The sequence below is a fragment of the Inhella sp. genome, assembly GCF_027532025.1.
Lineage (GTDB): Bacteria > Pseudomonadota > Gammaproteobacteria > Burkholderiales > Burkholderiaceae_C > Inhella.
Genome location: NZ_JAPZSY010000104.1, coordinates 1 through 17,598, shown reverse-complemented (window position 1 = coordinate 17,598; position 17,598 = coordinate 1). Strand labels below are relative to the sequence as shown.

18 protein-coding genes are annotated in these 17,598 nt (G+C 68.2%); 13 read left to right on the top strand and 5 right to left on the bottom strand.

Annotation, left to right across the window (positions count from 1 at the left end):
• The first annotated feature begins 274 nt into the window (after nt 1–274).
• Together O9335_RS12955 and O9335_RS12950 are read left to right on the top strand one after the other, a co-directional pair.
• Nucleotides 275–2,005, top strand: coding sequence for a hypothetical protein (locus O9335_RS12955; protein WP_298388751.1), 1,731 nt, complete (start codon nt 275–277; stop codon nt 2,003–2,005).
• Nucleotides 2,006–2,137: 132 nt separating this feature from the next.
• Nucleotides 2,138–3,682, top strand: a complete 1,545-nt coding sequence (locus O9335_RS12950; RefSeq protein ID WP_298388750.1) for a serine hydrolase — start codon at nt 2,138–2,140, stop codon at nt 3,680–3,682.
• On the opposite strand, the gene O9335_RS12945 is transcribed toward O9335_RS12950, so the two are convergent.
• Together O9335_RS12945 and O9335_RS12940 are read right to left on the bottom strand one after the other, a co-directional pair.
• Nucleotides 3,664–5,124 (bottom strand): FAD-binding oxidoreductase, encoded by a 1,461-nt coding sequence (locus tag O9335_RS12945; protein WP_298388748.1) that lies wholly within the window; start codon nt 5,122–5,124, stop codon nt 3,664–3,666. The two genes, O9335_RS12950 and O9335_RS12945, sit on opposite strands and share 19 nt — an antisense overlap.
• Entirely contained in the window at nt 5,121–5,540 is a 420-nt protein-coding gene (locus O9335_RS12940; RefSeq protein WP_298388746.1) for a DUF2069 domain-containing protein, read from the bottom strand. Before O9335_RS12940 ends, O9335_RS12945 begins: the two co-directional genes overlap by 4 nt.
• A 36-nt stretch (nt 5,541–5,576) precedes the next feature.
• On the opposite strand from O9335_RS12940, the gene O9335_RS12935 reads away from it, so the two are divergent.
• On the top strand, nt 5,577–6,812 hold the full coding sequence (locus tag O9335_RS12935) for a YihY family inner membrane protein (RefSeq protein WP_298388744.1): 1,236 nt from the start codon (nt 5,577–5,579) through the stop codon (nt 6,810–6,812).
• Nucleotides 6,813–6,816: 4 nt separating this feature from the next.
• Here the strand turns inward: O9335_RS12935 and O9335_RS12930 are convergent, their stop codons facing one another.
• Nucleotides 6,817–7,389: an XRE family transcriptional regulator gene (locus O9335_RS12930; RefSeq protein WP_298388742.1), complete on the bottom strand. Its 573-nt coding sequence runs from the start codon at nt 7,387–7,389 to the stop codon at nt 6,817–6,819.
• A gap of 80 nt (nt 7,390–7,469) precedes the next feature.
• Between O9335_RS12930 and kbl the strand changes: the two genes are divergently transcribed.
• The 5 genes from kbl to O9335_RS12905 all read left to right on the top strand — a co-directional run bounded on the left by kbl (nt 7,470) and on the right by O9335_RS12905 (nt 12,398).
• Complete coding sequence (kbl, locus tag O9335_RS12925; RefSeq protein ID WP_298388740.1) at nt 7,470–8,672, top strand: glycine C-acetyltransferase; 1,203 nt, start codon at nt 7,470–7,472, stop codon at nt 8,670–8,672.
• Entirely contained in the window at nt 8,669–9,628 is a 960-nt protein-coding gene (locus O9335_RS12920) for an NAD-dependent epimerase/dehydratase family protein (RefSeq protein ID WP_298388738.1), read from the top strand. Before kbl ends, O9335_RS12920 begins: the two co-directional genes overlap by 4 nt.
• A gap of 52 nt (nt 9,629–9,680) precedes the next feature.
• The gene (locus O9335_RS12915; protein ID WP_298388736.1) at nt 9,681–10,520 is read left to right on the top strand and encodes a MipA/OmpV family protein; all 840 of its coding nucleotides are present in this window, start codon (nt 9,681–9,683) and stop codon (nt 10,518–10,520) included.
• A gap of 106 nt (nt 10,521–10,626) precedes the next feature.
• Complete coding sequence (locus O9335_RS12910) at nt 10,627–11,556, top strand: alpha/beta hydrolase (RefSeq protein WP_298388734.1); 930 nt, start codon at nt 10,627–10,629, stop codon at nt 11,554–11,556.
• A complete protein-coding gene (locus O9335_RS12905) occupies nt 11,553–12,398 on the top strand; it encodes a YbgC/FadM family acyl-CoA thioesterase (RefSeq protein WP_298388732.1) in 846 nt (281 codons plus the stop codon). Before O9335_RS12910 ends, O9335_RS12905 begins: the two co-directional genes overlap by 4 nt.
• Before the next feature lie 50 nt (nt 12,399–12,448).
• On the opposite strand, the gene O9335_RS12900 is transcribed toward O9335_RS12905, so the two are convergent.
• Nucleotides 12,449–12,748: a DUF4936 family protein gene (locus tag O9335_RS12900; protein WP_298388730.1), complete on the bottom strand. Its 300-nt coding sequence runs from the start codon at nt 12,746–12,748 to the stop codon at nt 12,449–12,451.
• On the bottom strand, nt 12,745–13,620 hold the full coding sequence (locus O9335_RS12895) for a folate-binding protein (protein ID WP_298388728.1): 876 nt from the start codon (nt 13,618–13,620) through the stop codon (nt 12,745–12,747). Before O9335_RS12895 ends, O9335_RS12900 begins: the two co-directional genes overlap by 4 nt.
• A 60-nt stretch (nt 13,621–13,680) precedes the next feature.
• Between O9335_RS12895 and mltG the strand changes: the two genes are divergently transcribed.
• The 5 genes from mltG to O9335_RS12870 are packed head-to-tail and all read left to right on the top strand — an operon-like array spanning nt 13,681 to nt 17,509.
• A complete protein-coding gene (gene mltG / locus O9335_RS12890) occupies nt 13,681–14,670 on the top strand; it encodes an endolytic transglycosylase MltG (RefSeq protein WP_298388791.1) in 990 nt (329 codons plus the stop codon).
• On the top strand, nt 14,667–15,284 hold the full coding sequence (gene tmk, locus O9335_RS12885) for a dTMP kinase (RefSeq protein ID WP_298388727.1): 618 nt from the start codon (nt 14,667–14,669) through the stop codon (nt 15,282–15,284). Before mltG ends, tmk begins: the two co-directional genes overlap by 4 nt.
• A 38-nt stretch (nt 15,285–15,322) precedes the next feature.
• A complete protein-coding gene (locus O9335_RS12880; protein WP_298388726.1) occupies nt 15,323–16,291 on the top strand; it encodes a DNA polymerase III subunit delta' in 969 nt (322 codons plus the stop codon).
• Entirely contained in the window at nt 16,288–16,680 is a 393-nt protein-coding gene (locus O9335_RS12875; RefSeq protein ID WP_298388723.1) for a PilZ domain-containing protein, read from the top strand. Before O9335_RS12880 ends, O9335_RS12875 begins: the two co-directional genes overlap by 4 nt.
• A 43-nt stretch (nt 16,681–16,723) precedes the next feature.
• Nucleotides 16,724–17,509, top strand: a complete 786-nt coding sequence (locus O9335_RS12870) for a TatD family hydrolase (RefSeq protein ID WP_298388721.1) — start codon at nt 16,724–16,726, stop codon at nt 17,507–17,509.
• Nucleotides 17,510–17,598: the final 89 nt, after the last annotated feature.

The window sequence follows — 17,598 nt, the reverse complement described above, 5'->3', positions numbered from 1 at the left end:
CACAAGGTTGCTCGGGTTGTCCCTGAGTCACGCTGAGCGCGTTGGAGGGCCACGCCAACCCAAGGTCATGACCGGCGCTCGATTCGGAATGCGCGCCAGCTGGCAGCAGCCCTATCGTCGGCGCCCGTGCACAGCCGCAGTTTGTTGTCCGCCAGTGCACCTTCGGGCCTGACGTCCTGTTCTTCAGCGGCAGCGTGTCGGGTGATGTGTCGTCGGGTTTCTGATGCCCCCAACGAAGACAGCGGGCATCGGGGACATCTGCCAAGGAGCTTGCATGTTGCCGACTCTTTTCCGCGGCCTGCTGATGGCTGCTCTCGCGGTGGCGCTGATGCTCAGCGCTGGCGTGGCCCAGGCGGCCACCTACATCACCTTCGTGCGGCCTTCGGTGCCCGAGGCGCAGTACGTCAATGGCCTGCCCATCACGGTGAAGGTGACCTCGCCCAACATCGTGCGGGTGGAGTTGGCGGCCGATGGCTTCGCCTTCGGAGACCCCCTGACGGCGGCCAATGGGTGGTCCATCAACTACACGTTTTCACGCATTGGGCTCCGTAACCTGGTGGCCACGGGCTACGACGTCAGCGGCAAGGTGGTGTCGAAGACGACCACGCAGATGAACGTGGTCAACATCTTCCCGAGCAACCCGAGGCCGGAGACCGATTTCGGCAATGGCACGCCGGTGACGGTGGTTGCGGCTGCTCAGGTCAGCAAGGTGCTGCTGTACGCCGACGGCTACTTGATCGGCAGCGACAGCAGTCGCGACCAGAACGGCAATTTCAGCTTTGTGCCGGCCACCATGACCACCTTGGGCCCGCGCACCTTCCTCTTCGTGGCCTACAACGCCGCTGGGGTGGAGGTGGATCGCCAGAGCTTCAAGGTCAACGTCATCAACCTGGGTTTCATCGCTCCGTTGGTGGGTTCCAACTACGTGACGGGCACCTCCATCGAGGCCAGCGTCATCACCGCCAGCAATGTGGCGCGGGTGGAGTACTACACCGGCGCGTCGGTCTTCCGCGGCAGTTCGACCGACCGCTCGAGCAACTTCCGTGTCAGCTTCAAGGCGGGGCCCGTGGGCGCCTACACCCTGGAGGCCCGTGCCTTCAACGCGGCGGGCGTCCAACTGGCCACGTTCTCGGTCAAGATCAATGTGGTGCCGGTGCCGGTCGTCACCAACAAGTGGGGCGTGTGGCTGTTCCAGTTCGAGAGCGTGGCCCGCGTGGCCACCACGCATGCGCAGCTGGCCAGCATCCTCAAGGGCATGGGCGTGAGCCGCATCTACATCAAGGTGGCCGATGGCACCCGCGATGTGCTGTCCAACGGCTACACCTTCCCGCTGCGCGACCCGAGCGTGCCCGCGGCCTACAAGGCGGCAGGCATCGAACCCTGGGCCTGGGCCTACAACTACCCCTCCGGTCGCAGTTCGGCATCGGGCCAGGGCAGCACGCTGTACCAAGCCGCCAAGACGGGTTATGTGGGCTTCGTGTCGGACTTCGAGGCCGAGTTCCAGACCGCCTCGGTCGCCGACCAGGTGGAGGTGTTCCAGGCCTTTGCGTCCGCCAAACGGGCGGCCATCAGCGACGGTTATGCGAGCCCGAGCTTCAAGCTGTACGGCACCTCGTTTGGCCAGATCGACCTGCAGCCCAACATCGCCATCCGCCAGATTGACGCCTACATCGACGGGCACATGCCCCAAACCTACTCGGTCTACTGGGGCTCTGACCGCGAGGCTGACCAAGCCGGCACCATCGCCTGGATCACTGGCAAGTACCGCGCTCGCGGGGCCACCAAGCCCATCCACCACATCGCCAGCAACGAGGTGCACTTCGATCGCAACGGCAAGCGCCATCAACTCACCGCTGCGCGCATGCAAGCCTTCCTGGAAAACGGGGGGTACGAGGCCTCAATTTGGGTGCTGCCTGCGTCGGGCGACGGCACCGGCCAGGGTGACGTGCCCTTCTCGACTTGGGACTTGCTCAAGTCCATCAATTGGAGGGCCACCGCGAAGTAGTGCCGGGTGCAGCGAAGGCCCCGCTGTCGGGGTCTCGCCCGGCGGTCAGGAGGGGGCTTCGCTCCCCCTTCGGTCCCTGTTGTCTCTGTCACCGCGCGGACCCGTGCCGCGCACCCCACCGGAGTGCATGCCATGAACCGAGCCAGTTTGCTGCTTCGCCTGTTTCCTCTCCTGTTGCTGACCGCTTGCGGCGGTGGTGTTGAGCCCGAACCCACCGCCTCCATCGAGTCGGCCCCCACTGCGCGAGCCTTGGCGCTGAAGCCCGCCCCCGTCGTTGTGGCTTATTGCCCCAGCGGCGCGAGTTGGGACGCCGCACTGGGCTTTTGTGCCGATGCCAACAACGCCTACGGCCCCTTCACCCAGGCCATGACCACGGCCTGCATCAACTCGGGCGCTGGCTCGGCCTGCACGGCCACCACGGCGTACAACGTGGGGCCGGCCACCTTGTTCTTGCCGCGTTGGAGCCGGGGCCTGGCTCGGTCATTGCGGGGCAATGGTGCCTGCCCGGCTGGTGCGGTGGTGGACAACGCGCTGGATGGCAAGTGCGTGGAGACGGTGGGCTCCACACGCAACGTCTACTCGGTGTACTTCAACGACGTGATCTCTCGTTGCGTGGCGCTGGGGGGCGGCAATGCTTGTTACTCCACCCGGTGGGGGGCGAGCTTCTACTGGAAGGCTTCGTTCGCGCACCGCTTGCAGAACAACCTGCTGGCCGCTTGGAAGGGCTCAGGGCTGCCCACGGTGTCGGTGGCGGTGTCCACGGCCGATCAGGGCGAGGTGTATGCCACCGTGGGTAGTTACGCCGGCAACACGGTGGACCCGCGCACGGCGCAGTACCGCTGGGCGAGCTTCACCAAGCACTGGACGGCGGTGCTGCTGCTGAAGATGCAGGAGGCCGGTCGGATCGACATCGACCGCCCCTTGAACCAGTACCTCACTGTGCCCGGGCTGGCCTACCAGTCCAACATGACGGTGCGCATGTTGATGAACCACTCGGCCGGCGTCGGCAATTACCTGGACCTGAGCCCGAGCTTTCTCAACTCGACCAACAGCTGGCGCTTCTACTCGGACAACGACATCGTGGGCTACATCAATGAAGTGGGCCCCAGCATCTACCCGGGCAATGCCTACAGCTACTCCAATGGCGGGTACTACATCTTGGGCATGCTCATCCAGAAGGTCTTGGGCGTGCCCATCGAGCGGGCCTACCGCGATTGGTTGATCGTGCCCATGAATCTGAATTACAGCGTGCTGGACGTGAGCAGCAGCCCCACCAACCGTTTGCCCGGTTTGGTGGAAAGCTCGCGGGCGTACGCCTACTCCACCACCAGCGTGCGCGCCGACGGCGCTCTGGCGGCCAGCCCCGGCGATGCCGTCAAGTTTTTGCGGGCGGTGCACAAGAACGGTTTCCTGACGGCCTCGTCGTTGGCCGACTTGCGTGGGCCTTCGGTGCGCAATTCGAACTACGGGCTGGGCACCATCCGCTTCACCGACAACGCCACCGGCGTGCGCTACTTCGGCCACACCGGCACGCTGCTGAACTACAAGAATCTGGCGTACTACGTGCCGGCGTACGACGCGGCTGTGGCGCTCACCATGAACGACTACCCCAGCGGCAGCGAGCTGGACCGCATCGAGAACGCGGTGTTCGCCAGCGTTCAGCAGCAATACCGCTGATCGTCCCCAGCGTTTGTGGGCTGAGCAGTCGCCCCGGCGCGGGGCTGCTCAGCCGGCAAGACACGGCCTGGGTTGAGGCGGTTGGCGGGGTCGAGGGCTTGCTTGATTTGGCGCATCAGGCCCAGCGCCACGGGGTCAAGGCGGCGGCCGAGTTCTTCCCGCCGCAAGCGGCCGATGCCGTGCTCGGCACTGAAGCTGCCGCCGTGGGCGGCCACGGCGTCGAACACGATTTGCGTGATGGCGTCGCCGTGCTGCTGGCGGAATGCCGCCAAGGTCACACCGGATGGGGGCGCCACGTTGTAGTGGAGGTTGCCGTCGCCCAAGTGGCCGAACACCATGGGTCGCAGGCCGGGGCACAGGGTTTGCAGTTGCTGGGCCGCGGACTCGCAAAAGGCGGGCAGGGCGGACAGCGGCAGGCTGATGTCGTGCTTGAGGTTGCCACCAGCGCGGGTTTGCGCCTCGGGGATGGCCTCGCGCAGCGCCCACAGCGCCTCGAACTGCGCCTGGGACTGGGACAGCACCGCGTTCTGCAAGCGACCCGCCTGCAACTCCTCGCCCAAAAAAGCTTCGAGACGCGCCCGAGACACATCCTCGGGATCGGCGCTGCTGAGCTCCAACAACACCGCCCAAGGCGCTGTCGGCAGCGGCGGGGCGTCCCACAGTGCCTGCACCTCGGCCCCCATGGCCTCAAAGCCGCTCAACCCCTCGGCGAAGGCTTCTCGCGCTTGCGCCAGCACGGCCATGGCGTCCGACAAGGTGCGCAAGGTGATCCACGCCGCCAGGCGGCTGCGCGGCTTCGGGGCCAGCTTCATCACGCCGGCGGTGATCACGCCCAGGCAGCCCTCGCTGCCGATGAAGAGGTCGCGCAAGTTGAAGCCCCGGTGATCTTTGCGAAGGCCATCCAAGTCGCTCCAAACCTGCCCGTCGGCGGTGACGACTTCCAGCCCCAGGCACAAATCGCGCGCGTTGCCCCAGCGCAGCACTTGGGTACCGCCCGCGTTGGTGGCCAGGTTGCCGCCCAGCGTGCAACTGCCTTCGGCAGCCAAACTCAGGGGCAACAGCAGGCCTTGCGCGGCGGCGGCGGCCTGCAGGTCGGCCAGCACGCAGCCGGCCTCCGCCGTCAGGCTTAGGTTGTCGCGGCTGAGGGCCCGCACGCGGTTCAAGCGGCGCAGCGAGAGCACGAGCTGTTGCCCGCTGTCGTCGGGCGTGGAACCACCGACCAAGCCGGTGTTGCCGCCCTGCGGGACCACGGAGAGCGCGAATGCCGCCGCAGCGCGCAGCATGGCTTGCACCTCGGCCACGTCGCGCGGGCGCAGCACGGCCAAGGCTCGCCCAGGGAATTGGCCCCGCCAGTCGTGTTCGAAAGGGGCGGCCTCAGCGCCCTGCAGCACCTGGGCGTCGCCAAAGCGACGGCGCAGCGCGTCCAGCACGTTCAGGCTCATGCGGCCTGGGCCTGGGCCTGGGCCGCCCGCGCTGCGGCCAATCGCTGGCGGATGTGCAGCGTCACCGCCACGAACAGGGCCAGGGCCAGGGCAACCTCCACCATGCCCAGGGCCTGCGCGGCGCCAGCGCTGCTGGTCGCATGCACCAAGCCGTCGGTCGCATAGGCCCACACCAGCAGCGACACCCAACGGTAGGTGTACATCCGGTAGCGCCAAAGGCCGGGCAAGGCCGCCAGGCAGGGCAGGGCCTTGGCCAGCGCCCAACCCCAGTGGAAGCCCAGGCCCAGCTCCCAGACCAAGCTCAACAGCAACAGCGCGGCGGTGCTGACCACGGCCGCGCCGCGGCTGAAGCGCTCCGAAGGCGTGGGCTCGGTTCGGCTGGTGGGCATCAAGGGTGGGGCAGGGGTTCGAGGCATGCGGGCGATTGTCGGCGCGCCGCCACAATGGCGCTCATGCACTTTCGATTGGCCACCCTGCGGCGTTACCCCGCCTTGCGCCTGGTGTTGGGTTCGGCGCGCGGCCTGCAGCGCTGGCCTTGGCGGCACTCGCTGGCGGGGCTGCGAAGCCGCTTTGACGAACTGCGCTTGGGCGAAACCGCCGGCAGCCTGACCTTCACCACCCTGATCGCCCTGGTGCCCCTGATGGTGATGGTGTTTGCCTTGTTCACCCTGTTTCCGGTGTTCGCCAGTTTTCAGCGGGCTTTGGAGCAGTACTTCCTGGCCACTTTGATTCCCGAGGACATCGCCAAGCCGGTGTTGCGCTGGGTCACGCAGTTCGCCGGCAAAGCGCGAGGCTTGGGCACGGCCGGGGCCGCGCTGTTGGGCGTGACGGCCTTGGCCTTGATGCTGACCATCGACCGCACGCTCAACGCCATCTGGCGCGTCAAGCGGCCCCGTCCGCTGGCCCAACGGGTGCTCGTGTTTTGGGCCATGTTGACGCTGGGCCCTCTGCTGCTTGGCGGCAGCCTGGCCTTGACGAGCTATGCCGTGTCCGCCAACCGCGGCTTGGTGGCGCAGCTGCCGGGTGGTCTGGAAACCTTCTTGGACGCGGTGCAGTTCATGGTGCTGACAGCCTCGGTGGCGGGCTTGTTCCACTTCATGCCCAACACCCACGTGCGTTGGCGTCATGCCTTGTTGGGCGCGCTGTTCGTGGCGGCTGGGCTGACTTTGGCGAAGCTGGGCTTGGCCTGGTGGCTGCAGCGCGTGCCCACCTATGCCACCTTGTACGGCGCTTTCGCCACACTGCCCATCTTCCTGATTTGGATTTACTTGGGCTGGGTGATCGTGTTGCTGGGCGCTTTGTTGGCGGCCAATGCGCCTGGGCTGCTGCAGGGCTTGATCCAACGCGCCCCTGGGCCGGGCATGGAGTTTGGCCTTTCGTTGGGCGTGGTGCGCGAGTTGTGGGCCCGCCAGCGGCGCGGCGCCGCCGGGGCCACGGCACTGGCGCTGGCTCAGCAACTGCGGGTGGACCCGCTGCAGTTGGCGCCCGTCCTCGAAGGCTTGCAGGCGCTGGACTGGGTGGGCCGCCTGGAAGAGAGTGGAGCGCAGCGCTTGGTGCTGTTGCGCAACCCCACGGAGACCCTGGCGGCCCCGCTGATCCAGCGCTGCCTGGCCCCGCGCAGCCGCGAATTGGCGCGTCTGTGGCTGCAGTCGCAGTGGGAGAACCGGCCGCTGGCCGATTTGCTCTAGCCGTTCAGGGGTGCATGACCACCAGCAGCGCCACGGCCGGTTCGCGGCTGGCGTTGGCGATGGCGTGCGTCTGGTCCACGGCGTAGCGGGCGGTTTCGCCCACGGCCACGGTCTGCCGGTGTTCGCCCGCCGTCACGCGCAGCTCGCCGCTCATCACGCTCAGGTGCTCGCGCGAGCCCGGCTCGTGCGCCTGCGAGGCCAGCACTCCCCCGGGCTGCACCGTCAGCTCGTACCACTCGAACTGACCGGCCAGCTCGATCGGTCCCAGGATGCGCAGCTGCGCCAAGCCGTCGGGGCTGTTCAAGCCCGGCGTGGCGTGGGCGGCCACGTGCTCGATGCCGCGCTCGTTCGGTTTAGCGCCTTCCAACAGCGTGCTCAGCTCCACGCCCAGCGCCTGCGCCAAGCGCCACACCACGGCCACCGTGGGGTTGGCCTGGCCGCGCTCGATCTGCGACAGCATGGACTTGGAGACCCCCGCGCGGCGGCTCAGTTCGTCCAGCGTGAGCTGCCGCTGCGCGCGCAACTGCGCCAGGGCTTCCCCGACTTGGGGCGGTTGGGCAAGATCGGTGTCGCTCATCAAAAGCTTGCTTTAGTGCACAGACGTTCGATATAGTGAACGCCGTTCGATTTAGTGCATTCTGCGCCAGGAGAGCTTCCATGACCAGCACCGCCGCGTTCTACGCTCACATTCAGGCCGAGTTGAAAGACATCGAAGCCGCCGGCTTGATGAAGCGCGAACGCATCATGGCCACGCCCCAAGGCGCGGTGGTGAAGACGACGGACGGGCGCGAGCTGATCAACCTGTGCGCCAACAACTACCTGGGCTTGTCCAGCCACCCCAAGGCCGTGGAAGCCGCGCACCAGGCGCTGGACACCCACGGCTTCGGCCTGTCGTCGGTGCGCTTCATCTGCGGCACGCAAGACATCCACAAAGAGCTGGAGCGCCGCATTGCCGCCTTCGTGGGCTGCGAGGACGCCATCCTCTACGCCGCGGCCTTCGACGCCAACGGCGGCCTGTTCGAGCCCCTGCTGGGCGAGCAAGACGCCATCGTCAGCGACGCGCTGAACCACGCGTCCATCATCGACGGCATCCGCCTGTGCAAGGCCCAACGCTACCGCTACGCCAACAACGACCTGGCCGACCTGGAGAAGCAACTGCAAGAGGCCCGTGCCAAGGGTGCTCGTCACGTGCTGGTGTTCACCGACGGCGTCTTCAGCATGGACGGCACCATCGCCCGCCTGAAGGAGATCCGCGAACTCTGTGACAAGTACGGCGCGCTGCTCGGCATCGACGAGTGCCACGCCAGCGGCTTCTTGGGCAAGACCGGCCGCGGCACGCCCGAGCACTGCGGCGTTTTCGGCCAGATCGACATCGTCACCGGCACCTTCGGCAAAGCCCTGGGCGGCGCCAGCGGCGGCTTCACGGCCGCCCGCAAAGAGGTGGTGGAGCTGCTGCGCCAGCGCTCGCGCCCCTACCTGTTCAGCAACACCCTGGCCCCGGCCATCGTCGGCGCTTCACTGGCCGTGCTGGACCTGCTGGAGAGCAGCACCGAGCTGCGCGACCGCCTGGAAGAGAACACCCGCTTTTGGCGCGAAGGCCTCACCGCCGCCGGCTTCGACATCAAGCCCGGCAGCCACCCCATCGTGCCGGTGATGGTCTACGACGCCGTCAAGGCGCAGCGCTTGAGCCAGCGCCTCTTGGAACTGGGCGTGTACGCCGTGGGCTTCTTCTACCCCGTGGTGCCCAAGGGCCAGGCGCGCATTCGCACGCAGCTCAGCGCCGCGCACAGCCGCGAGCAGCTGGAACGCGCACTCGCTGCCTTCATCCAGGCCGGCCGTGAAGTGGGGGTGATTGCATGAGCACCGCCGCTACCGCACCGCGCATCCTGATCGTCGGCGCCAACGGCCAGATCGGCACCGAGCTGGCCGTGGCCCTGGCCGCGCGCCACGGCGATGCCAACGTCATCACCAGCGACATCGCCCCCCAAGGCCGCGTGCCCGCGCTGCGCCACGAGATGCTGGACTGCACCGACACCGCGGCGCTCACCGCCATCGTCGAGCGCCACCACATCACGCAGATATACCTGCTGGCCGCCGCCTTGAGCGCCAATGGCGAAAAGCACCCGCAGTGGGCCTGGGACTTGAACATGAAGGGCCTGCTCAACGTGCTGGAACTGGCCCGCACCCACAAGCTGGAGCGCGTGTTTTGGCCCAGCAGCATCGCGGCCTTCGGCCCCAGCACCCCGCAAGACCACACGCCCCAAAGCACGGTGATGGACCCCACCACCGTCTACGGCATCAGCAAGCAAGCCGGCGAGCGCTGGTGCGCTTGGTACCACCGCGTGCATGGCGTGGACGTGCGCAGCCTGCGCTACCCCGGCCTCATCAGCTGGAAGACGCCGCCGGGCGGCGGCACCACCGACTACGCCGTGGACATCTTTCACCAGGCGCTCAAGACCGGCCGCTACACCTGCTTCCTGCAGGCCGACCAGCGCCTGCCCATGATGCACATGCCCGACGCCATCCGAGCCACGCTGGAGCTGATGCACGCGCCGAGCGAGTCCATCCAAGAGCGCGGCAGCTACAACTTGGCCGGCTGCAGCTTCACGCCGGATGAGATTGCGGCCGAGATCCGCAAGCACATCCCGTCGTTCGAGATCGACTACGCCCCCGACTTCCGCCAGCAGATCGCCGCCAGCTGGCCGCGCTCCATCGACGACTCGGTGGCCCGCGCGCACTGGGGCTGGCAGGCCGAGTTCGGCCTGCCCGAGATGGTGGCCGACATGCTCACCAACCTGCGCCGTCTCGGGGTTTGAGCCTCAGCCCCACTTCAGCCACGGTTCAGGTGCGGCAGCTAGCCTGCTGCGCATGACGATCAGACTTTTTGCCGTGTGCTTGGCCGCGACCGGAGTGCTTGGCACCGCCCAGGCGGCCGATCGCGGAAAGCCCGCCGACGAGGCGGCCATGCTCGACGACGTTCGCTACGTCGTGGGTCTCACCAGCGCGAATGGCCCGGTGTATTGGGGGCAAGACGAGCGATCGACGGGCCTTCGGCCCTTTGTGGCCCTGCGTTGGGGCAAGCTGCGCATCAGCAACTCCGGCGCGGGTGGCCTCATCGGAGAGACCAATGCCGGTGGCGCGTCGACCGATCTGCTCGACCGCAGTGGCTGGCGGTTGCGTGCCGGGTTGCGCATCGATCGTGGCCGGCGCATCAAAGACGACAGCGCGGGCCGCCTTGACGACCTGCCGCGCATCCGCAGCACCCTGCGCGGCCGTCTCGTGCTTTCTCACGCTTTGCCCGACAACGCATCGTGGTCGCTCAGCATCGTGCCCGACCTGCTGGGGCGCGACGGTGGCACCACGGCGCAGCTGGGTTTGTACAAACAACTGTCCCGGCCGGATTGGTTGGAGGGATTGGGCGGCCAGTGGAGCGTGGGGGCCGATCTCGCCATGGGCGATCGCCAGTACATGCGCAGCTACTTCGGCGTGCCCGCCGGCGCCCGGCGCTTCACCCCGTACGACCCCGGTTCGGGCCTGCGCAACTTGGGCGTCAACTTGGGCTGGCAGCGCGCTTTTGGGAACGAGCAGCAGTGGGTGCTGTTTGGCGGCACCGGTGCCCAGCACCTGCTGGGGCCGGCGGCCGACGCCCCCTTCGTGCAGCGCAAGACCACCTGGGCCGTGAACCTGGGCCTGGCCTACCGGCATTGAGCCCGCCCGGTTTCGGCAGGCGGTCCAGCGCCGGTGACCTTCGGGCAGCCCAGGCCTTGAACTGGGCACAATGGGTTCCCTTGCCCCGAGGGAGGCTCGAGCCCCCATGCTGACCCCGCGCATGGCCGCGGTGCTGACGCGCATCCAACGCGCCAATCGCCCCAGCTTTCACCATTTGAGCCCGCAACAGGCCCGCGTCGCCTACCGCATGGGCGCTGAAATCCTGGACCTGCCCCGCGCGCCCTTGCCGCGGGTGGAGGACCGCACGCTGCCTGGGCCCGCCGGCCCCTTGGCCATTCGGTTGTACGCCCCCAGCCACGCCGTATTGCCCGCCTTGCTCTACCTGCATGGCGGTGGCTTCACCATCGGGGGCCTCGAAACCCACGACAGCCTGTGCCGCCAATTGGCGCTGCGCTCTGGGGTTGCGGTGGTGTCGCTGGACTACCGTTTGGCGCCGGAGCATCGCTTCCCTGCGGCGGTGGACGACACACAGGCGGCCTTGCGTTGGATGGCAGTGCATGCCGCATCGTGGGGCTTGGACCCCACCCGCTTGGCGGTGGGTGGCGACAGCGCGGGGGGCACCCTGGCCGCGGTGGCTGCACTGACGGCGCGAGACGAGGGCATCCCGTTGGCGTTGCAACTGCTGATCACGCCGGGCACCACGGCGCGTGCCGACACCGAAAGCCACGCCCGCTTCGCTCGCGGCTTCTTGCTGGACGCCGACGCCATCGCCTGGTTCTTCGAGCACTACATCGACGACGCGCACCGGGACGACTGGCGCTTCGCGCCGCTCAACGCCGACGAGCTGGAGGGCGTGGCCCCGGCCTGCGTGCTGCTGGCCGAGGCCGACCCCCTGGTGGATGAGGGCGTGGCCTACGCCGACCGACTGCGGGTGGCCGGCGTGCCGGTGCAGCTGGAGCTGTTCCGGGGCGTCACGCACGATTTCATCAAAATGGGCCGCGCCATTCCCGAGGCCCTGGACGCGCAAGCCGCGGTTGCACAAGCCCTGCGCAGCGCCCTGCTGGAGACGCCATGAGCACCCACACCGAAGCCCTGCGGGTTCGCTGGAGCGAAGTCGATGCGCAAGGCATCGTCTTCAACGGGCAGTACCTGAACTACCTGGATGTCGCCACCACCGGCTACTGGCGCGCTTTGGCCATGCCCTACCCGATGGCGCTCAGCGCCTTCGATGCCGACGTCGTCATGCGCAGTTGCGCGCTGGACTTCCGGGCGCCCGCCCGTTTCGACGAGTGGCTCAGCGTGAGTGTGGGTCTGCAGTCCTTGGGCCGCACCAGCCTGACCCTGCAAGCCCGCGTGCACCGCGGTGACACGCTGTTGCTGCAGGCCGAAATGCGCTACGTGGTGGTCGACCGCCACCGCCTGACCGCCACCCCCGTTCCGCCGGCGCTGCGCTTGGCGATGGAGGCCTTCGAGGCTGGTGAGCCGATGCTGCAAGTCAAGGTGGGCGCCTGGCAGGACCTGGGCGTCGACGCCCAGCCCATCCGCCAGCAGGTGTTCGTGGCCGAGCAGGGCATCCCGGCCGATCTGGAATGGGACGGCGCCGACCCGGATGCGGTGCACGCGGTCGCCTACAACCGGCTCGGGCAGGCTTTGGGCACGGGGCGCTGGTTGGAGCACGTGCCCGGCACGGCCAAGGTGGGGCGCATGGCGGTGGCGCCGGCGGTGCGGGGCACGGGCGTCGGCGCTCAGGTGCTGGAGGCCCTGATCCATAGCGCGCGGCAGCAGGGCTATCGGCAGGTGCTGCTGCACGCGCAAGCGTCCGCCGTGGGCTTTTATCGCCGCGCCGGTTTTGCGGTTCGGGGCCCGGCCTTTGAAGAGGCTGGCATCGCGCACCAGGAGATGGTGCGGGCGCTTTGAGCGCGGCGGGCTGCACGGGGCGCCAAGGTTGGCCCCGGCGTTCGCCCGCCTCAACCTGCGCGAAACGTCTCCACGAACACCTCCCGATGCCGTTCCGTGGCCATCGCGGCCAAGGTGCGCGCCATGAGGGCTTCGCCGTCCGCCATCTGACCGGGGGACTGGCCGCGGTAGCTCTCCATCCAGGTCATCTGCTCTTCGGGGCGCTCGCTCAACACGATTTGCAAGCCTGGCGCCGCTTGGCAGGCCGCTTGGGCGGCCGCGCGCCAGCGAGCCCTCCAGGCGTCAGCGTCCGCCAAAGGCAGCTTGAAATAAACATGCAGGCGAACCGGGCTGTGCGACGTGGCGGTCATTCGGGGGCTTTCACGGGGTAGGGGAGGGCACCGCGGTGCAGCGCTTGGCCCCCCTCCAATTGGAAGGCGACCTCCGCCTCCCAGGCGGCCAACTGGACCTCGGCCAGCAGCGCGGCTTGCCCGTCCCACTCGGCCGCTTGCAGCACTTCCCCAACGGGGTTGTCCCGGCCCGGTCCGTCGAACACCGGGGCGCCCGGTGCCGCCACGCCGCCCAACAGCAGCTGGGCCCGGCGCTTGACCGTGCCGCGGTACTGGCTGCGCGCCACCACCTCTTGGCCCGGGTAACAACCCTTTTGGAAGTGGACTCCGCCAACGAGTTCCCAATTGACCATTTGCGGCACGAAATGCTCGGCGGTGGCCGCCCGAACCCAGGCGATGCCGGCGTGAACCTCCGCCCAATCCCAAGCGGCCCGCGGCAGCGCGGGCAGTGACGGCGGCCCCCAGTGCAGTGCACGGCGGCAGCCGGCGGCGTCGGGCAGCACCAGCCAGGCGCCGTCGTGTTGCCACGGCGCTAGGGCGGGCACGGCGTCACCGAGAACCCCCCACAGCGCGTCGTCGGCGCTGCGGTCGCTCAGCTTGACCTTGGCCCGCAACACGAACATCGACAGCCGTTTGAGCAGCCCAGGCAGCACATCGCGCGGCACCACCAGGCGGATGTGCTCGGCGTCGTCGCGACGAACGATGAAGGTCGCCATGAGGCGACCCTTGGCGCTGCAGTAGCCGCCCAGTCGGGCGACGCCGGGGGCCATGTCGGTGATGGACTGCGTCAGCTGGGCATGCAGGAAGGCGGCCGCTTCGGGGCCCTCGGCTTGCAGGACGCCCCAGTCGGGCAGGGGACAGGCGCCTTCGGGCAAGGGATGTGCGTCACTCATGGCGCGATTATCCAAAGCCGCGGCAAAGTCCGCCGCGCTCGTGGGATCATGCGCGCCCCCATGAAGCGCATGCTGCTCCTTCTCCTTGCTGCCCTCGGCGTGCTCGCTGGCGGCGCTGCCGGCTGGGCCTGGCATTGGTGGCAATCGCCCTTGGCATTGCCCGCCGATGGGGTGGAGTTCACCGTGGAGCCAGGCAGCTCACCGCGCGCGGTGGCGCAGGGTTGGGTGCAGGCGGGTGTGCCCGCCGATGCGCGATGGCTGTTTTGGGGTTTCCGGTTGTCGGGCGATGCCCATCGCATTCGCGCCGGCAGCTACGCCCTGGTGGCAGGTGACAGCCCGGAGCGGCTCTTGGCCAAGATGGTGCGGGGTGACGAAACGCTCGAGTCGGTGCGGTTGATCGAAGGATGGACCTTCGGCCAGGCGCGTGCCGCGCTGGCCCGTGCGCCTGGCTTGCGCCAGACGCTGCAAGGCCTGAGCGACGCCGACGTGATGGCGCGCTTGGGAGCCGCCAACGTGCCCGCCGAAGGGCGCTTCTTCCCCGACACCTACCGCTACGGCCGCGGCGTCAGCGATCGCGTGGTGCTCCAGCAGGCGATGGGAGCCATGCAGCGCAAGCTGGACGAAGCCTGGGCGCGCCGGGCGCCCGGTTCCCCCCTGCGAACCCCCGACGAACTGTTGACGCTGGCGTCGATCGTCGAAAAGGAGACCGGGCGCGAGGCCGACCGCGGCCTGGTGGCCGGGGTGTTCAGCAACCGCTTGCGGATCGGCATGCGCTTGCAAACCGACCCGACCGTGATTTACGGCCTGGGTGAGCGCTTCGATGGCAACCTGCGCAAGGTGGACCTGCAGACCGACACGCCCTTCAACACGTACACGCGCGCCGGCCTGCCTCCGACGCCCATCGCCCTGCCGGGCTGGGCCTCACTGCAGGCGGCCGCCCAGCCGGCCCAAACGCCCGCCCTCTACTTTGTCGCGCGTGGCGATGGCAGCAGCGAGTTTTCTGAAACCCTGGAGGCGCACAACCGCGCCGTGAACCGATACCAGCGATGAGTGTCCGCCCGTTGTTCATCACCATCGAGGGCATCGATGGTGCCGGCAAGAGCACCCACCTTGCCGCCATCCAAGCCCAGTTGACCCTGGCCGGCGCCCGGGTGCGCGCCACGCGCGAGCCCGGTGGCACGCCGTTGGCCGAGGCCTTGCGCGAGCAGGTGCTGCGCTCGGCGATGGACCCGTTGACCGAGGCCATGCTGGTATTTGCGGCGCGCCGCGATCACGTGCTGAACGTGATTCGGCCTGCGCTGGCCTGCGGCGAGGTGGTGCTGTCGGACCGGTTTGCCGATGCCAGCTTCGCCTACCAGGGTGGGGGCCGTGGCGTGGCCTGGCGTCAACTCGAGGTGCTGGAGGATTGGGCCTGCGAGGGCCTGCGTCCCGGGCTGACGCTGTGGTTCGACCTGGACCCCGCGGAGGCCGCCCGGCGCCGGGCGCGGGCGCGGGCGGCCGACCGCTTTGAGGCCGAAGACGTGGCCTTTTTCGAGCGCGTGCGCGACGGCTATGCCCGACGGCAAGCCGCCGACCCAGGCCGTTTTGCCGTCATCGATGCCGGTTTGTCGGTGGACGAAGTGGCCGCGCAAGTTCGGCAAACGCTGGTGGATCGGGGTTGGTGATGGAGCCCGCGATTTCGCCGCCTTGGGTGCATCGTGCCTTGCAACAAGCTTTGCAGGTGGAGCGCTCGCACGCGCTGCTCATCGCCGGGCCTGCGGGTTTGGGACAGTTCGAGGTGGTGCAAGGCCTCATGGCCGCCTGGCTCTGCGAGAACCGCGCGCCGGGGGCGCTGGCTTGCGGACGCTGCACGGCCTGCCATCTGGTGCTGCAACGCACCCACCCCGACGCCGCGTGGCTGCTGCCCGCCGCGTGGCGTGTGGCGCTGGGCTGGGAGCCGGTGGAGGAGGGCGGCAGCAAGGCCAAGCCCAGCCAGGAGATCCGCATCGACGAGGTTCGCAGCGCGCTGGCCTTCGCCCAAAGCACGCCCGCGCGCGGTGTGGCCAAGGTGATCGGGGTGCATCCGGCCGAGGCCATGAACACCGTGGCGGCGAACGCCCTGCTGAAAACGCTCGAAGAGCCCGGGGGCGTGCTGCGCTTTGCCCTGGCCACGGAGGCGGCCAACGAGTTGTTGCCGACCGTGCGTTCGCGGTGTCAGGTCGTGGCCATGGGCATGCCTGCGCCAGCCGAAGCGGCGCATTGGCTGGCCGAGCAAGGCGTGCTGGAACCCGAAGCGCTGCTGGCGCTGGCCGGTGGGCAAGTGCTTCGAGCCTTGGCTTGGTCGCGGGCGGGCTGGCGTCTGGCGCAGTTGCAGGCTTTGCCCAGAAGCCTCGCTCAGGCTGACTTGTCGGCCTGGAGCGCCGCGACACCGGCGCAACTGATTGACCTGCTGCAACGGCTGTGCCATGACCTGCTGGGGCTGGAGGCGGGCGCGCCGCCGAGGTTCTTTGTCGATGTGGCCTTGCCCAAAGTTCGGCATGCCGAGCCCCTGCAGCAGTGGGCCAGCAGCTTGCGCGAAGCCAAGTCGCGCAGCGAGCACCCGGTGCAGTGGGCCCTGTGGCTGGAGGCCCTGGCCATCGAGGGCCAACAGGCCTTGCGGGCAGCCTGCCAGCCTCTACACTCGCGCGCATGAATGACCCCCTGGACCGCCCCTCCCAACTGGCTCCATCCGGCAGCGCCAGCATGCGGCCCGGGGTCATCCAGTTGGTGTTCAAGGAGAAGGGCGCGCTGTACGCCGCGTACATCTCGGTGTTCACCGACGGTGGCCTGTTCCTGCCCACCACCCGCGACTACCGCTTGGGCGAAGACGTCTACCTGCTGCTGGCCCTGCCCGATGACCCCGGACGCTATCCGGTGGCGGGCAAGGTGGCCTGGATCACGCCGGCCAATGCGCCTGGCGGGCGCACACAAGGCATTGGCGTGCGGTTCCCCAGCGACGAAAAGACCCGCGGCATCAAGATCAAGATCGAGGAGATCTTGGGCACCAGCCTCTCCTCGTCCAAGCCCACGCAAACGGTCTGAACCTCCCCCGGGCTGGCCCGGCGGCGAGGCAAAGGCGTCCCGCATGTTCATCGATTCGCACTGCCACCTCAGCTTCCCCGAGCTGGCCTCTCAGTTGCCCGCCATCTTGCAGGCCATGCAAGCGGCCCGTGTGGAGCAGGCCATCTGCATCAACACCACCTTGGAAGAGTTCCCGGCGGTGCTTGGCTTGGCCGAAGGCCACGCGGCGCTGTTTGCCAGCGTGGGCGTGCACCCCGACAACGAAGACGTTCAAGAGCCGACGGTTGACGACTTGGTGCAACGTGCGGCCCACCCCAAGGTAGTGGCCATCGGGGAAACCGGGCTCGACTACTACCGCCTGAATGGCCGCGGCCTGGAGGACATGGCCTGGCAGCGCGAGCGTTTTCGGGTGCATATCCGCGCGGCGCGCGCCACCGGCAAGCCTTTGGTCGTGCACACGCGCAGCAGCAGCGCCGACACGCTGGAGTTGCTTCGCGATGAAGGGCAGGGGGCGGTTCGGGGCGTTTTCCACTGCTTCACCGAAGACCTGCAAACGGCCAAGGCGGCGCTGGATCTGGGCTTCCACATCAGCTTTTCCGGCATCCTGACCTTCAAGAACGCCCAACCGCTCCGCGACGTCGCGCAGGCCTTGCCGCGCGACCGTGTGCTGATCGAAACCGACAGCCCCTACCTGGCCCCTGTGCCTTACCGCGGCAAGCTCAACACCCCGGCTTACGTGCCGCACGTGGCCGAGCTTCTGGCACAGCTCTGGCGGCTCGATGTCGCGGAGGTGGCCAGGGTGACCACGCACAACACCCGGCAGCTGTTTTCGCTGCCCGTGGCGGCATGATGCGCGCCGCCTGCGTCTTGCTGGCCGCGCTGTGGGGCACTGGCGCCGCCTGGGCGCAGGGCGAGGCGGCCGTGCGGGAATGGCTGAAG

Excerpts from the sequence above, each read along its gene's own strand:
- O9335_RS12875 (WP_298388723.1), top strand. The coding sequence starts at position 16,288 with ATGAATGACCCCCTGGACCGCCCCTCCCAACTGGCTCCATCCGGCAGC.
- O9335_RS12910 (WP_298388734.1), top strand. The coding sequence starts at position 10,627 with ATGCTGACCCCGCGCATGGCCGCGGTGCTGACGCGCATCCAACGCGCC.
- O9335_RS12935 (WP_298388744.1), top strand. The coding sequence starts at position 5,577 with ATGCACTTTCGATTGGCCACCCTGCGGCGTTACCCCGCCTTGCGCCTG.
- O9335_RS12870 (WP_298388721.1), top strand. The coding sequence starts at position 16,724 with ATGTTCATCGATTCGCACTGCCACCTCAGCTTCCCCGAGCTGGCCTCT.
- tmk (WP_298388727.1), top strand. The coding sequence starts at position 14,667 with ATGAGTGTCCGCCCGTTGTTCATCACCATCGAGGGCATCGATGGTGCC.
- O9335_RS12915 (WP_298388736.1), top strand. The coding sequence starts at position 9,681 with ATGACGATCAGACTTTTTGCCGTGTGCTTGGCCGCGACCGGAGTGCTT.
- O9335_RS12940 (WP_298388746.1), bottom strand. The coding sequence starts at position 5,540 with ATGCCTCGAACCCCTGCCCCACCCTTGATGCCCACCAGCCGAACCGAG.
- kbl (WP_298388740.1), top strand. The coding sequence starts at position 7,470 with ATGACCAGCACCGCCGCGTTCTACGCTCACATTCAGGCCGAGTTGAAA.
- O9335_RS12955 (WP_298388751.1), top strand. The coding sequence starts at position 275 with ATGTTGCCGACTCTTTTCCGCGGCCTGCTGATGGCTGCTCTCGCGGTG.
- O9335_RS12930 (WP_298388742.1), bottom strand. The coding sequence starts at position 7,389 with ATGAGCGACACCGATCTTGCCCAACCGCCCCAAGTCGGGGAAGCCCTG.
- O9335_RS12895 (WP_298388728.1), bottom strand. The coding sequence starts at position 13,620 with ATGAGTGACGCACATCCCTTGCCCGAAGGCGCCTGTCCCCTGCCCGAC.
- O9335_RS12900 (WP_298388730.1), bottom strand. The coding sequence starts at position 12,748 with ATGACCGCCACGTCGCACAGCCCGGTTCGCCTGCATGTTTATTTCAAG.
- O9335_RS12920 (WP_298388738.1), top strand. The coding sequence starts at position 8,669 with ATGAGCACCGCCGCTACCGCACCGCGCATCCTGATCGTCGGCGCCAAC.
- O9335_RS12945 (WP_298388748.1), bottom strand. The coding sequence starts at position 5,124 with ATGAGCCTGAACGTGCTGGACGCGCTGCGCCGTCGCTTTGGCGACGCC.
- O9335_RS12905 (WP_298388732.1), top strand. The coding sequence starts at position 11,553 with ATGAGCACCCACACCGAAGCCCTGCGGGTTCGCTGGAGCGAAGTCGAT.
- O9335_RS12950 (WP_298388750.1), top strand. The coding sequence starts at position 2,138 with ATGAACCGAGCCAGTTTGCTGCTTCGCCTGTTTCCTCTCCTGTTGCTG.
- mltG (WP_298388791.1), top strand. The coding sequence starts at position 13,681 with ATGAAGCGCATGCTGCTCCTTCTCCTTGCTGCCCTCGGCGTGCTCGCT.